Source organism: Bacillus sp. CH_70 (genome assembly GCF_038007045.1).
GTDB lineage: Bacteria > Bacillota > Bacilli > Bacillales > Bacillaceae_G > Bacillus_A > Bacillus_A cereus.
The window spans coordinates 1,381,820-1,395,723 of record NZ_JBBOWL010000001.1 but is presented as its reverse complement, the minus strand read 5'-3'; the positions used below and the strand labels follow the sequence as shown (position 1 = coordinate 1,395,723).

The window sequence follows — 13,904 nt, the reverse complement described above, 5'->3', positions numbered from 1 at the left end:
TATAAAAATTGGTACAATGAAAGCAAATCTTACTAAAGAGGTGTTAATTATGAACTTACAACAATGGGCTGATAAAGGTATGTCCTTTGATACATATGTGAATGAAATGCAAGTAAACCAATACGAGCTACTACACATTTACAATAACTTTTTAATTCCAAATGAATTACTTCCTGTATTAGAAGAACGTCAAAATGACGGCTGGCGTGTTATCGTATTAACTGCTGATTGGTGTGGCGATGCTCTTTTATGCGTACCTGTTATGAAACGAATTTCTGAAGTTGCAAATATTGAAATGAGTTTATTAATTCGCGACGAAAACTTAGAATTAATGGATCAATATTTAACAAATGGAACAGCACGTGCGATTCCAATCTTTATTTTCATTGATAAAGATGGAAATGAACAAGCCGTCTTTGGACCACGCGCTCCAAAAGTACAAGAATTAGTAACTTCAATGCGCGCTACATTACCTGAAAAAGAAGATCCAACATTCGAAGAAAAACAAAAAGAAATGTATGCTAATTTCCGTGCTACATTAGCTGATGATACTTCTCTTTGGGAGCATGTAATGGAAAATATGGTGGAAAAAATAGTAAAATAAAAAACCTGCCGAGCTCGGCAGGTTTTTTTATTACATAATGAAGAAATAGAATACCGCAGCTAAAATGAAACGATAATAAGCGAACGGTGTTAGTTTCACACGAGATAATAATTTCAAGAATGAAACAATTGCAAGCATCGCAACAACGAATGCAGTTACAAATCCTGTTACAAATAGTGTTATATCTGCTGAGCTTAATACATCCCAGCTTTTAATTAAATCTAATCCACTTGCAGCTACCATCATCGGTACCGCTAAAATGAACGTATATTCAGCTGCCGCTGTATGCGACACGCGAGCTAATAAACCACCACTGATTGTAGAACCAGAACGAGAGAATCCTGGCCAAAGAGCTAAACATTGAAACACTCCAATTGTAAATGCCTGTTTATATGTGATTTCATCTAACGTTCTTGCTGTACTTGGTTTTGAAAACTTCTCAGCAACAATCATTAAAATACCACCGGCTACTAAGCTAATAACAACTGGTCCTGGACCAAATAAAACCTCTTTAATAGTGCTATGGAATAATACGCCAAGTATCCCGGCAGGAATCATCCCGATAATAATATGTAATAAATTTAACGATGGTCCGTCTGTTACTTTACCTATTCCAACTAACGACCATAGACGCTTCCAAAATATAACAACAACTGCTAAAATCGATCCCAATTGGATAACAACTTCAAAAACTTTCGCTCTCTCATCGTCAAATCCAATTAAATGTCCTGTTAAAATCATATGTCCTGTTGATGATACTGGTAGAAACTCTGTTAATCCTTCAACAGCACCCATGATTAAACCAATTAACCAATCAGCCACAAGTAGTGCCTCCTTAATAACAAATAATATGTAATTTTTTCACACCTTATCATAATACCTTATCCCTTTTCAAAGTGCATCCTTTTTTTATTGGTTTCATATGTTGTAGGCGCGTATTTCTTTTCTAATCTTTGATTAAATTGTATGATAGTAAGAGTTTGTTTTTTTATATGGAAAGGGGATTTTATGAAAGAAACTACTTCATTTTCACAAAAGTTAAAGCAATTTGTATTACTATTTTTTCCGATTTTCGTAACGCAAATGTCATTATTTGCGATGAGTTTTTTTGATACAACAATGTCAGGACATGCAAGTCCAACTGATTTAGCAGGTGTTGCAATTGGAACAAGTATATGGCTTCCAGTTAGTACGGGATTAACAGGAATTTTAATGGCTACTACTCCCATTGTTGCACAACTCGTCGGATCCAAGAAAAAAAAGGACGTTCCCCACGTTGTCATACAAGCAGTTTATTTAGCAATTTGTGCTAGCTTCGTTGTTATCCTCATCGGTTTCTTCGTCGTTTCACCTATTTTAAACGGCATGCGCTTAGAAGAACCTGTGGAACGAATTGCAGCTCAATTTTTAAGTATTATCGCAATAGGAATTATACCTTTATTCACTTACACTGTTTTACGTGGATTTATTGATGCATTAGGAAAAACTCGCACAACGATGATTATTACATTACTATCATTACCAATTAACGTAATATTAAATTACCTATTAATTTTTGGTAACTTCGGTTTCCCAAAGCTTGGTGGTGTCGGAGCAGCAATTGCTTCCACTGCAACATATTGGTGCATTTTAATTATTACAGTCATTATTATTCAGACGAAAGAGCCTTTTGCCTCTTTCAACATTTTCAAACAATTATATCGCCCTTCTCTTTCGAGTTGGACAACATTCTTAAAGCTTGGCGTTCCTATCGGATTTGCTATCTTTTTTGAAACGAGTATTTTCGCTGCGGTAACGCTCATGATGAGTAATTTTAGTACGACAACTATTGCAGCTCACCAAGCAGCTATGAACTTTGCTTCCTTGTTATATATGACTCCGCTAAGTTTAGCAATGGCAATGACTATTGCAGTCGGATTCGAAGTTGGAGCAAAACGTTACGATAATACAAAACAATACGGACTGATTGGAATTGGATTAGCCCTTGCCTTTGCTTTATTATATTCAATTCTTCTCTACTTCTTTGATAATCAAATTGCTTCTATTTATACGACAGATGCAAAAGTTCATCATTTAGCAAAAGAATTTCTTATCTTTGCGATTTTATTTCAAATTTCAGATGCAATTGCAACCCCTGTACAAGGAGCTCTGCGTGGGTATAAAGATGTAAATGTTGCTCTAATTATGACTTTAATTGCTTATTGGATAATAGGTCTACCACTAGGTTACATATTAGCAACATATACAGAATGGGCCGCAAAAGGTTATTGGATCGGTCTTATTATCGGTCTAGCATTTGGCGCTGCCTTCCTCCTTATCCGTCTCTTTCAAGTACAACGAAAATATACAACACAAAACAGCCGCTAATAATAAAGCGGCTGTTTTCTTTATGCATATTTTTTCTTGTAACGTATAATATAATGAAAAAGAAAGGTGGGTACATATGGACGACAAAGAAAAAAAGCAATCATTCGATGAAGAATTTGCCCCTGAAATTTCACCTGGATATCGGCAAGATGTACATAAGCCACCTAAATATAAAAACACTTCGTTTTTAATGGGCATTACCATTTTCGCCGCTGTATTACTCATACTTATCATTTTCGTTTATTTTTGATGAAAGGTGGCCTATTATATGAAGAAACAAAATTCCAATCGTTCCAAAAGAACTGTTAAAACACAAAAAGGATATGCAGGCGATTCTGTTCATACACTTAAACAAGTGGAGCAAGGAAATTTATATATTGCTCAAAAAGAACTTGGTCAACAAAATGAAAATCTTTAAAGGTCCTTAATTCCTTGAGGGCCTTTTTATTCCGCATTAAGTAGTACACCCCCAAATGATCTATTGAGCAATGAATTTCCTTTATTGTACGCGCTGCTTTTGTTCTAGCACCATAAATATATTATTAACCTTTACAATTTTCACTTCATAATTCAATTTCATTTCGCTTCTCTTACCATTTTCAGTACCCGCAACGTACGCTACAGCTTGATAGAGAAAACTCTCATCTGTCTCTTCACGTATCTCCTCGTTTGTAAATTTATACTCTAAATCTTGAAAACGATTGGGATAATAATTTTCTATTAATTGTTCATACCCTCTATTTAAAAATAGTTCTTCACCTTTTCGTTTCACATCTTCTTTATTATTAAACTCAAACACGGATAGTTGCTCGGTCACAAAATGCTCTCCTACCTTTTTCATTTCATTATGAGTTAAATTTTCTATACTTTTGTTCTTTAATTCCTTATTTAACTCGTACTGATCAATCGGTTTAAAGGTAGCAAAAACCTCCTCTTTATATGACCAAAACAATACAAAAGCGATACATAGAGAAATGATTAACAGTCTTTTTTTCGTAATACTCCCGCCCTTCTTCATAATGATAGCTATATTTTAACATATAGAAAGAAAATTCTGATATCATAAAGTAGAATAACTTAACTCAGAAACGAGGAACAATTATGGACTCTTACAAACATTATATAAAAGAAGCTTTGCCTAATCTTTCTATACATTCATATAAACAAAATGAAGAAGGTTGGGATAATGTAGCAATTATAGTAAATGATGAGCTACTGTTTCGTTTCCCGCGAAAACAGGAATATGCAATGCGAATTCCGTTAGAAAAAGAACTATGCACACTTCTCTCTTGTTCACTACATGAAATTAAAGTTCCAAAGTATCACCTATTCTATAAAAAGGAGACTGATGCTATTCCGCTTTGTAGTTACTATACTCTCATTCATGGTGAACCTTTAAAAACAGAAATAGTTACTACACTAGAAAAACAAGAACGAAAAGCACTTATTACACAATTAGCAACTTTCCTTGCTGCTCTACATAGTATTCCTCTAAAAAGTGTTACAGCGTTAGGATTCCCTATTGAAAAAACACTTACCTACTGGAAAGAGCTACAAACTAAATTAAATCAGTATGTTACTAACAATCTTACTTCGTTCCAGAAATCAGCCTTAAATCGTTTATTCGAGAATTTCTTTGCCTGTCTAGCTACATCTAAATTTCAAAATACAATCATTCACGCTGATTTTACACATCATCACATTTTATTTAACAAGCAGAACAAACGCATTTCAGGTGTTATCGATTTTGGTGATGCGCAAATTGGCGATCCTGCTTTTGATTTTGCAGGACTATATTATGATTTCGGACATGAGTTTACTACATCTGTATATGAACAGTACAGTACACTTATTTCTCATCATGATCCATTACTCATTCACCGCATTACTACCTTTTATCAATATAGTCCTTTACTACATAATATTATTTATAACTTTGAATCAGAGAATGAACTCGAATTCATTACAAGTACAGAACAACTAAAAACGATATTACAGGGATGAGATTACATTCTCTCCCTATATACTCTCTCCTCATACATCATTAACTTTTTATCCATTTCAACAATAACTTTATACAATTGAAATGCCTGTAAAATTTGCAGTTGAATTTCAAAAGGAGCATTTTGTTCTTTTAACCATTGAAATACTTTCGTTTCATCTTTCATTGATTATTCCTCCCTTTATCCCGCTATTTGCGGGTAGCCCGATTGACCTCCACTGATTAAAGTTTCACTTTATTAAAATCTGCTACAAATATACCGTAAATGATGAAAAGCTTTTCATGTCAATAACAAAAAAGGATGCAAAGTTGCATCCTTTAATGAACTATATTTTTCTTCTGTTTCGCTTCTTTCTTTACTTCTTCCCCTTGGCATTCACTACGAAACGCACAACTTATACACTCAGAACGAAAATGACGCTCTGTATAATGCTCAGGTTGCTGTAACATTTCTTTCATTCTAGATAAATCAGCCATTCCAGTTATAATATCTTCCTGTTTCGGAATGTACTCATACTTAGTTCCTTCTATTAAATTAATAACTTCAATTTTTCCTGGAAGAATGCCGAAAGCTTTATAACTGAATACTGTCATTAGCTTCTGACAAAGAGCAAGCATTTCCTCATCCGCATCGACAACATACTTTTTAATTACAAACGACTCAGCATTCCACTCACCAACTTCAAATGTCAATGACATGTGGACACCTAACTCTTCCATATATGTTTGAAACTTCTCGTATAAAAACAATGGTGGTGTCTGACTATCATCCCTTTCAACAAACTGTAATAAGTGATCCGTTAGCTTCGCTAATACAATATAGTACTCCGTCTTCGAAGCAAACATATTAATCCTTACTTTTTTCCAATACTTTTCTATTAATATTAAAAGTACAATTTTCGTTTGTTGACCCGCAGGTAGCGTGTAATACTCGTTAATAATTTGATTCACAATCATTTGCGCTATTTGTTGCCATTCAAATGAAGAAGGTTCTCTTCTTTTTATATGACGAAAGTAAAATTTATGCGGACACCGCATAAAATCATACAAATGATAATCTGTCATCGTTTTGATTGAGATTTTCTCATGCACTTGCTCTTCAGCTCCCTTCTGCCATTAAGAAAGGTGTTTTACAAATTCAGCTCCAAACTGTAAACATTTTTCTACATCTTCATCTTCTGGCGTTAATTCTACTTTTAGTCCTTCTAACACAACTGCTGCCCCGCGCTCTTGTAGCTTTTCTATTAAAATGTCAACCGCCACTCCGTATTTCGGATAAGCCGAATCACATGATCCGAATACTGCCGCTTTTTTCCCAGTTAAATCAATAGAATCCATTGCATCATAAAAATCTAAGAAATCATCAGGAAGATCACCATCTCCCCAAGTGTATGCACCTAAAATAATTCCATCATACTGTTCCAATATAGAAGCTTCTGGTGAATCCATAATATCAATAACTTCAATTTCATTTTCTGTTTCACGAATTACGCCGGCAATATGGTCAGCCATTTCCTCTGTATTTCCACTCATACTTGCAAAAATCATTACTAACTTACTCAACTGAACCTCTCCCTTTACTTTGTATCTCTTTTTCTGTTTGAATGCTCTTCTTCTCATCTACATATTCAGACCGAATTACATTTCGTTGCCATTCCATATGCTGATCAACATCTTTATTTTTATCTTTTAATCCCCTCCGTAGAAGGTGAAATTTTTTTCTCATTAACATGTCGCATCCATCCTATTGATAATAATTATCAATTTCAACTATATTTAGATTAATTGACATTGATTATCAATGTCAACAACTATTTTTAAAAAAATGATTAAAATGTACAAGCTTGTCCGTTAGCTATTCATATACTATAAATGAGCATAGTTCTTTCTCAGCCCTCTCTGACGGAAAGAAATAAAAGCAACTGCGATAGAGCGCAGTTGCCTTTTTTTGTTTTTCTATGATTTTAGTAATCTTATAGTCGTCTCTAAAAATAGCTCCACTCCACAAATTAATGCTGATTCATCCACGTCAAATTTCGGATGGTGATGTGGATAACAAGTATATATATTTTCATTACCTGTTCCTAACTTAATGAAACAACCGGGTGCTTTTCTTAAATATGCTGAAAAATCTTCCCCACCCATAGAAGGTTCAAGCTTCACAACACACTCATTCCCAAACAAATGTAGTGCACTTTCTTCTACTATTTTCGTAATATATTCATCATTAATAACCGGATCATATCCATATCGATACGTATATGTATACGATCCTCCATGTGCTTCTGTAATTCCTTTCACAATTTTTTCGATTTTCCCTTCTGCTTCCACCCTCAATGCTTGATTAAATGAACGAACAGTTCCCATTAAAGTTGCTGTACTAGGAATAATATTGTCAGCCACTCCCCCATGAAACTGCGTAACTGAAACGACTCTTTGCATGAAAGCACTTGTATTTCTAGATACGATATGTTGTAGATTTGTAATAATCTGCGCTCCGATAGCGATAGGATCAATCGTTTCTTCTGGCCGCGCCGCATGCCCTCCTTTGCCTTGGATCTCAACTGTAAATACGTCTGGTGCTGCCATCATCGGTCCATATACAATTCCTACATTCCCACTTTCCAAGCCAGACATAACATGTAAACCTATTACATAATCAACACCGTCCATAACACCCGCCTCGACCATTTCTTGTCCACCACCAGGGTATACTTCTTCTGCATGCTGAAAGAATAGACGAATTTCTCCTACAAACTCTTCCTTCATATTATTAAGCACCTCTGCAGTACTTAATAATATAGCTGCGTGAGCATCGTGCCCACATGCATGCATCATTCCTTTATTCACAGATGTATAAGATTTACTTGTCTCCTCTTGAATTGGCAAAGCATCTATATCAGCTCGAATCGCAATTACTTTCCCTTGCTTCACACCCCTTTTAATTGCTAGTACACTATACTTCGTCGGTCTCGTTACTTCAAAAGAAGAAAATGAGCATAGTGTATCATATATAAATTGCGAAGTTTCTTTTTCATGAAATGATAATTCCGGATACTTATGAAAATGCCTTCTCCATTTCACGATATTTTCTTCCGAAATTAGACTCTTCCACACTCTATTCATGATAATTTCCTCCTTTTCAAAAGAACTAGAAATTTTAAATTTTACTCCGTCTTAAATGATTAATAAAAACAAATACTGCATTTTTACGTATTCTTATAGTCCACTTTTATGTATTCACACAATCCACTTTCTATTTACATGTCAAACCCATTACAAATTCATGCTGAATGTAATATAATTGCTAAGTTAGGGATTTTCTTTTTTAGTATTTAGTGCTAATATCAGAAAAGAGCCTTTTGACTTATTTTTACCTAAAATGTGGGATTTTGTTTTTTTCACAATAATGTAGGACATGATACCTACAAAGAGCTATTATTTCATTAAGAGAGGGAAAGACATGGAAAGATTAAAAGAGATATGGTCTCGACCACTCACACAATGGGTTGCAAAGACGGTTTATTATCTTGCAATTTTATTTGCATTACTTTGGTTGTATGGATTCCATGATACAAACACAAGTACATTTATTTACAATGAATTCTAGGGTGGGAACGTTATGAAGTTATTAGAACAAATTGAAAAGTGGGCTGCAGAAACGCCTGATCAAACCGCTTTTGTTTGGCGAGATGCGAAAATTACGTACAAACAATTAAAGGAAGATTCTGATGCGTTAGCACATTGGATTTCTTCTGAGTATCCAGACGATCGTTCACCAATTATGGTGTATGGCCATATGCAACCTGAAATGATTATTAACTTTTTAGGATGTGTAAAAGCTGGACATGCTTACATTCCTGTAGATTTATCTATCCCAGCTGATCGTGTACAACGTATTGCTGAAAATTCTGGTGCGAAATTACTTTTATCGGCAACAGCAGTAACTGTAACTGATTTACCAGTTCGCATCGTAAGTGAAGACAACTTAAAAGATATTTTCTTTACTCATAAAGGGAACACTCCAAATCCTGAACATGCGGTAAAAGGTGATGAGAACTTCTACATTATTTACACATCAGGAAGCACAGGTAATCCGAAAGGGGTTCAGATTACTTATAACTGCCTTGTTAGCTTTACAAAATGGGCTGTAGACGATTTCAACTTACAAACAGGGCAAGTATTCTTAAACCAAGCACCTTTCTCATTCGATTTATCTGTAATGGATATTTACCCATCATTAGTAACAGGTGGTACACTTTGGGCAATCGATAAAGATATGATTGCGCGTCCAAAAGACTTGTTTGCTTCTTTAGAGCAATCGGATATTCAAGTATGGACTTCCACACCTTCTTTCGCTGAAATGTGTTTAATGGAAGCATCTTTCTCTGAGAATATGCTACCGAACATGAAAACATTCTTATTCTGCGGTGAAGTGTTACCAAATGAAGTAGCTAGAAAATTAATTGAGCGTTTCCCGAAAGCAACAATTATGAATACGTATGGTCCAACAGAAGCTACTGTCGCTGTAACAGGTATTCACGTGACAGAAGAAGTGCTTGATCAATACAAATCACTTCCAGTTGGCTATTGTAAATCAGACTGTCGCCTTCTTATTATGAAAGAAGATGGCACGATTGCACCTGATGGTGAAAAAGGTGAAATCGTAATTGTCGGTCCAAGCGTAAGCGTTGGATATTTAGGAAGCCCTGAATTAACAGAAAAAGCATTTACTATGATTGACGGTGAGCGTGCCTATAAAACAGGCGATGCTGGCTATGTTGAAAATGGTCTTCTATTCTATAATGGTCGTCTTGATTTCCAAATTAAGCTGCATGGTTATCGAATGGAATTAGAAGAAATTGAGCATCACCTTCGTGCGTGTTCTTACGTAGAAGGAGCAGTTATCGTTCCAATTAAAAAAGGTGAGAAATACGATTATTTATTAGCGGTTGTTGTTCCTGGGGAGCATTCGTTTGAAAAAGAATTCAAATTAACATCTGCAATCAAAAAAGAACTCAATGAGCGATTACCAAACTACATGATTCCACGTAAATTCATGTATCAATCTTCTATTCCAATGACACCAAATGGAAAGGTAGATCGCAAAAAATTATTGAGTGAGGTTACAGCATGACCGCATATGGATCATTTTATTTTTTCGCTATAGTGGGCATTTTATTAATACCTACTATCATAGCTGGATTAAAAGGTAAAATGTTGCGTAAATATAATGCCGTTTTAACATTAGTCATGATTGCTATTATCTTCTCGGATAAACCGAAGCAAGCGATTATGTTAGCCGCATTTATTATTTGGCAATATGCCCTTATTAAAGGCTATTTAATTTTAAGAAAACAAAATAATAGTACATTCATGTTTTGTGTAGCTGTTATTTTATCGATTTTGCCACTTATTTTGGCAAAAGTCGCACCATTTGTACCTGAATTGCATTTTATTGTTTTCGCAGGTATGTCTTATGTAACATTTAGAGCTGTACAAATGGTCTTTGAAGTTCGTGATAATTTAATTAAAGAACTTTCCTTCTTTAATTTCTGGGAATTCGTTTTATTCTTCCCTGCGATTTCAAGTGGACCTATCGATCGTTACCGTAGATTCCAAAAAGATATTCAAAAGCCGCCTAGTGCTGAGGAATATCAAAAGTTACTATATACAGGGTTTAACCGTATTTTCCAAGGTTTCCTGTATAAATTTATAATCGCGCACTTGATAACAACATATCTTGTAAAGGCTGTATTCGCCAATCAAGATACACTTTTATCTAATGTGATTTTTATGTACGCTACTAGCATGCAATTATTCTTTGACTTTGCAGGTTATAGTGCGTTCGTAATTGGTATCAGTTATATGATGGGAATTAAAACGCCAGAAAACTTTAATAAGCCATTCCTTAGTCGTAATATTAAAGACTTCTGGAACCGCTGGCACATGAGTTTATCATTCTGGTTCCGTGATTTTATTTACATGCGTTTCGTCTTTTTTGCAACGAAGAAAAAGTTAATTAAAAACCGTTACACAATTTCGTATATCGGTGCATTTTTAAACTTCTTCATTATGGGAATTTGGCACATCCAAGGAAGCGCTGTTGCGCAGTATGTTATTTATGGTCTATATCATGCCGCACTGTTTATTTTATTTGATATTTTCGAACGAAAAAACAAAAAGCATAAGTTTTGGCCAAACAATAAATTTACACACGTCCTTGCGATTGTAATTACGTTCCACGTTGTATGTTTCGGTTTCCTAATTTTCTCTGGACACCTTAACAGATACTTTTAATGCACCCTTCTTATTCCATTAAGAAGTTGCACATATAATATATTTCGGATATAAAGGAGATTTTAAAAATGGCAGAATTCAAAGAGCAAGTATTAGATATTTTAGAAGAAGTATGTGAAAACGATATTGTGAAAGAAAACTTAGATGTTCAATTATTTGAAGAAGGTATCCTTGATTCTTTCGCTGTAGTATCTTTATTAGTTGAATTCCAAGAGCGTTTAGATATTGAAGTTTCTATTTCTGATTTTGACCGTGACGAGTGGGCTACACCAAACATGGTTATTAAAAAGTTGGAAGAAATCCGATGAACAAAGCAAAATTTGGTCCGATGCTTTTAGCATTGGCCCTTTTTGCTGTATTCTTACTTATTCCAACGCGCTTTCTACTTCCACTTTTAAGTGATGAAAAAGTAGAACAAGCTGCTACTTCTTTAAAAGAAGAAAAGATTCAAAGTATGATTTTACAGCAAAAGATGTTAGCAGATCCAAAATATCTTCCGATGTACGGTTCATCGGAATTCGCACGTATGGATGCTTTCCATCCATCTAATTATTTTAAAGTAAAGCCTGAAGGATTTACGCCATTCCTTCTTGGACGCGGCGGAACACAAGACCTTGTACATGTGTTAAACTTCGCATCTACAATGGATCAATTGAAAGATAAGAAAATGGTATTCGTTCTTTCTCCGCAATGGTTTGTACCACAAGGTATTGACGAGACGCACTTTGCACCTAACTTTTCAAAACAACAAGGTTACCACTTCATTTTCAACAATGATTTAAAACCTGAAATGAAAAAACAAATTGCAAAGCGTTTATTAAACTTTGAGATTGTAAAAAAAGAAACTTTATTAAAAATTTCGCTTGAAGGTATCGCTTATGATGATACGAAGTATAAAGTAAAAGCACTTGCTGCTAAACCTTTCGCTTATATTTATCGTAACATTTTAGATCGTAAAGATTTATTTACAGCTATGTTTAATATTAAACCGCACAAAGAAAAGCTTGATCCTTCATTAAAACAAATGAACTGGGAAGAGGCTCGTAAACATGCGGATCAAACAGGTGCAGTAGAATCTGGATCTAATGAATACGGTATTGAAGATGATTATTTCAATAGCAAAATTAAGAAAAAATTAAAGCAACGTGAAGGTTACTTAAAAAATGATGCTTATGACCAATCGCCAGAATATGAAGATTTACAAATTGTACTTGATTTATTAAAACAATCTGGTGCAAAACCGCTCTTCATTTCTGTTCCTGTCAAAGGTCCTTGGTACGACTACGCTGGCTTCCCGAAAGAACGCCGCGAAGCATACTATAAAAAAGTTCATGAGCAAATCGAAAAAGCTGGTTATCCAATTGCCGACTTCTCAAATCATGAATACGATAAATACTTCTTAAAAGATCATATGCACTTAGGTTGGAAAGGCTGGGTTTACATCGACGAAGCCATCCAACAATTTTATAAAGCAAACTAATGAAAAGACCGCTTGAATTACTCAAGTGGTCTTTTTGTATATATTTTGTAATTGCTCGATTGCATTCTCCGCTTCTTTCATAACTCGCTCCACTACATGCTGAGCTGATTCGATTCGTGCCAACGATGCTGCCTGTCCTGCCCAAAGTGACATATATTCTTCCTTATTTTGCTTCGCTGCCTCTTGGCGTATTTTAGAAGTTAATACGTTTTGCACTGGATACATCGGAAGCCCTTCTTCTTTTCCTTCATGTCTCTCTATAAATTCATTCCGGATACCCCGTGCATATTTCCCGGAAAACGCACGAGTTACCGTTGTGCTCGTATCTGTACTATGTAAAACCGCTTCTTTATACACATCGTGCGTAATACTCTCTTCACTTGTTAAAAAGGCCGATCCCATTTGAACACCTTCTGCTCCTAGTGCCAATGCCGCAACAAGCCCTTGTCCGTTCATTACACCACCTGCTGCGACAATTGGGATATGCGGAACAGCTTCTACTAACTGAGGTACTAACGCAAAAGTACCAATCATAGCATCTCGTTCTTTCCCAATAAACGTTCCTCTATGCCCTCCTGCTTCGCTACCTTGTCCGATAATAATATCTACTCCTAGCTCGGCAAGTACTTTCGCTTCCTTCACATGGGTAGTTGTTCCGATAACTTTTATTCCACTTCTTTTTAAATCATTTATTTCTTCTTTTTCTAACGTTTGAAATGCAAAACTAACGACCGGTACTTTTTCATCTAATAGCACTTGTAATTGTTCCTTATAGCTTTTTGGAAGCTTTAACGTTCCTTCTACTTCTATACCTAATTCTCTATTCACTCCGCTTAGTAATACTTTCGCCTCATTTACCTTCTCTTCTTCTATTTGTATCTCTTTCGTTACAAGTAAATTAACACCGAAAGGCTTATCTGTTAGTTCTCTTATTCTATAAATCGCTTCACGAATTTGTTCTGGGCTCATATAGCCCGCTCCAAGCGTCCCTAATCCTCCGCTATTACTTACTGCTGCAACGAGTTCTGGCGTCGTAATCGCGCCTGCCATACCGGCTTGAACAACGGGATACTCAATTTTTAATATGTCTGTTACTCGACTTGTAAACATCATTTTCCCTCCTATTTCCCTTATATCTTCTTTATTTGATA

Annotated in this window: 18 protein-coding genes; 10 read left to right on the top strand and 8 right to left on the bottom strand. The window is 35.3% G+C overall.

The window, feature by feature from the left end:
* Positions 1-16 precede the first annotated feature (16 nt).
* On the top strand, positions 17-604 hold the full coding sequence (locus tag N2V79_RS07180) for a thioredoxin family protein (protein WP_002040836.1): 588 nt from the start codon (positions 17-19) through the stop codon (positions 602-604).
* A 30-nt stretch (positions 605-634) separates the two neighbouring features.
* Here the strand turns inward: N2V79_RS07180 and uppP are convergent, their stop codons facing one another.
* Positions 635-1,426: a bacitracin resistance undecaprenyl-diphosphatase gene (gene uppP, locus N2V79_RS07175; RefSeq protein ID WP_340719748.1), complete on the bottom strand. Its 792-nt coding sequence runs from the start codon at positions 1,424-1,426 to the stop codon at positions 635-637.
* Between the two features lie 186 nt (positions 1,427-1,612).
* Here uppP and N2V79_RS07170 point away from each other — a divergent pair, with 186 nt between their 5' ends.
* The 3 genes from N2V79_RS07170 to N2V79_RS07160 all read left to right on the top strand — a co-directional run bounded on the left by N2V79_RS07170 (position 1,613) and on the right by N2V79_RS07160 (position 3,389).
* Positions 1,613-2,971 carry an MATE family efflux transporter gene (locus N2V79_RS07170; protein ID WP_340719747.1) on the top strand — a complete coding sequence of 453 codons (1,359 nt, stop codon included), beginning with the start codon at positions 1,613-1,615 and terminating at the stop codon, positions 2,969-2,971.
* Positions 2,972-3,047: 76 nt separating this feature from the next.
* Complete coding sequence (locus N2V79_RS07165) at positions 3,048-3,221, top strand: hypothetical protein (RefSeq protein WP_000341062.1); 174 nt, start codon at positions 3,048-3,050, stop codon at positions 3,219-3,221.
* 18 nt (positions 3,222-3,239) lie between these two features.
* On the top strand, positions 3,240-3,389 hold the full coding sequence (locus tag N2V79_RS07160) for a hypothetical protein (RefSeq protein ID WP_000744623.1): 150 nt from the start codon (positions 3,240-3,242) through the stop codon (positions 3,387-3,389).
* A gap of 81 nt (positions 3,390-3,470) precedes the next feature.
* Here the strand turns inward: N2V79_RS07160 and N2V79_RS07155 are convergent, their stop codons facing one another.
* Positions 3,471-3,989, bottom strand: a complete 519-nt coding sequence (locus N2V79_RS07155) for a hypothetical protein (RefSeq protein WP_029441798.1) — start codon at positions 3,987-3,989, stop codon at positions 3,471-3,473.
* Positions 3,990-4,072: 83 nt separating this feature from the next.
* Between N2V79_RS07155 and N2V79_RS07150 the strand changes: the two genes are divergently transcribed.
* Positions 4,073-4,975 (top strand): aminoglycoside phosphotransferase family protein, encoded by a 903-nt coding sequence (locus tag N2V79_RS07150; protein ID WP_053564926.1) that lies wholly within the window; start codon positions 4,073-4,075, stop codon positions 4,973-4,975.
* Between the two features lie 2 nt (positions 4,976-4,977).
* Here N2V79_RS07150 and N2V79_RS07145 read toward each other — a convergent pair whose 3' ends face one another.
* The 5 genes from N2V79_RS07145 to N2V79_RS07125 form a co-directional block, all read right to left on the bottom strand.
* Positions 4,978-5,139 carry a hypothetical protein gene (locus tag N2V79_RS07145; RefSeq protein WP_000651086.1) on the bottom strand — a complete coding sequence of 54 codons (162 nt, stop codon included), beginning with the start codon at positions 5,137-5,139 and terminating at the stop codon, positions 4,978-4,980.
* A gap of 152 nt (positions 5,140-5,291) precedes the next feature.
* Entirely contained in the window at positions 5,292-6,065 is a 774-nt protein-coding gene (locus N2V79_RS07140; RefSeq protein ID WP_265938396.1) for a hypothetical protein, read from the bottom strand.
* A gap of 24 nt (positions 6,066-6,089) precedes the next feature.
* Positions 6,090-6,536, bottom strand: coding sequence for a flavodoxin (locus tag N2V79_RS07135; RefSeq protein ID WP_000041153.1), 447 nt, complete (start codon positions 6,534-6,536; stop codon positions 6,090-6,092).
* Entirely contained in the window at positions 6,529-6,705 is a 177-nt protein-coding gene (locus tag N2V79_RS07130) for a hypothetical protein (protein WP_000929009.1), read from the bottom strand. Before N2V79_RS07130 ends, N2V79_RS07135 begins: the two co-directional genes overlap by 8 nt.
* Before the next feature lie 224 nt (positions 6,706-6,929).
* A complete protein-coding gene (locus N2V79_RS07125) occupies positions 6,930-8,099 on the bottom strand; it encodes an amidohydrolase (RefSeq protein WP_340719746.1) in 1,170 nt (389 codons plus the stop codon).
* A gap of 337 nt (positions 8,100-8,436) precedes the next feature.
* Here N2V79_RS07125 and N2V79_RS07120 point away from each other — a divergent pair, with 337 nt between their 5' ends.
* The 5 genes from N2V79_RS07120 (at position 8,437) to dltD (ending at position 12,753) form a co-directional block, all read left to right on the top strand.
* Positions 8,437-8,583: a teichoic acid D-Ala incorporation-associated protein DltX gene (locus tag N2V79_RS07120; RefSeq protein WP_000440293.1), complete on the top strand. Its 147-nt coding sequence runs from the start codon at positions 8,437-8,439 to the stop codon at positions 8,581-8,583.
* 12 nt (positions 8,584-8,595) lie between these two features.
* Positions 8,596-10,110, top strand: coding sequence for a D-alanine--poly(phosphoribitol) ligase subunit DltA (gene dltA, locus N2V79_RS07115; protein ID WP_098680111.1), 1,515 nt, complete (start codon positions 8,596-8,598; stop codon positions 10,108-10,110).
* Positions 10,107-11,273: a D-alanyl-lipoteichoic acid biosynthesis protein DltB gene (gene dltB, locus N2V79_RS07110; RefSeq protein WP_053564929.1), complete on the top strand. Its 1,167-nt coding sequence runs from the start codon at positions 10,107-10,109 to the stop codon at positions 11,271-11,273. The genes dltA and dltB overlap by 4 nt, the downstream gene beginning before the upstream one ends.
* 68 nt (positions 11,274-11,341) lie before the next feature.
* On the top strand, positions 11,342-11,581 hold the full coding sequence (gene dltC, locus N2V79_RS07105; RefSeq protein ID WP_000807310.1) for a D-alanine--poly(phosphoribitol) ligase subunit DltC: 240 nt from the start codon (positions 11,342-11,344) through the stop codon (positions 11,579-11,581).
* A complete protein-coding gene (gene dltD / locus N2V79_RS07100; RefSeq protein ID WP_001030272.1) occupies positions 11,578-12,753 on the top strand; it encodes a D-alanyl-lipoteichoic acid biosynthesis protein DltD in 1,176 nt (391 codons plus the stop codon). Before dltC ends, dltD begins: the two co-directional genes overlap by 4 nt.
* Before the next feature lie 21 nt (positions 12,754-12,774).
* On the opposite strand, the gene N2V79_RS07095 is transcribed toward dltD, so the two are convergent.
* Positions 12,775-13,863: an NAD(P)H-dependent flavin oxidoreductase gene (locus N2V79_RS07095; protein ID WP_340719745.1), complete on the bottom strand. Its 1,089-nt coding sequence runs from the start codon at positions 13,861-13,863 to the stop codon at positions 12,775-12,777.
* Positions 13,864-13,904 lie beyond the last annotated feature (41 nt).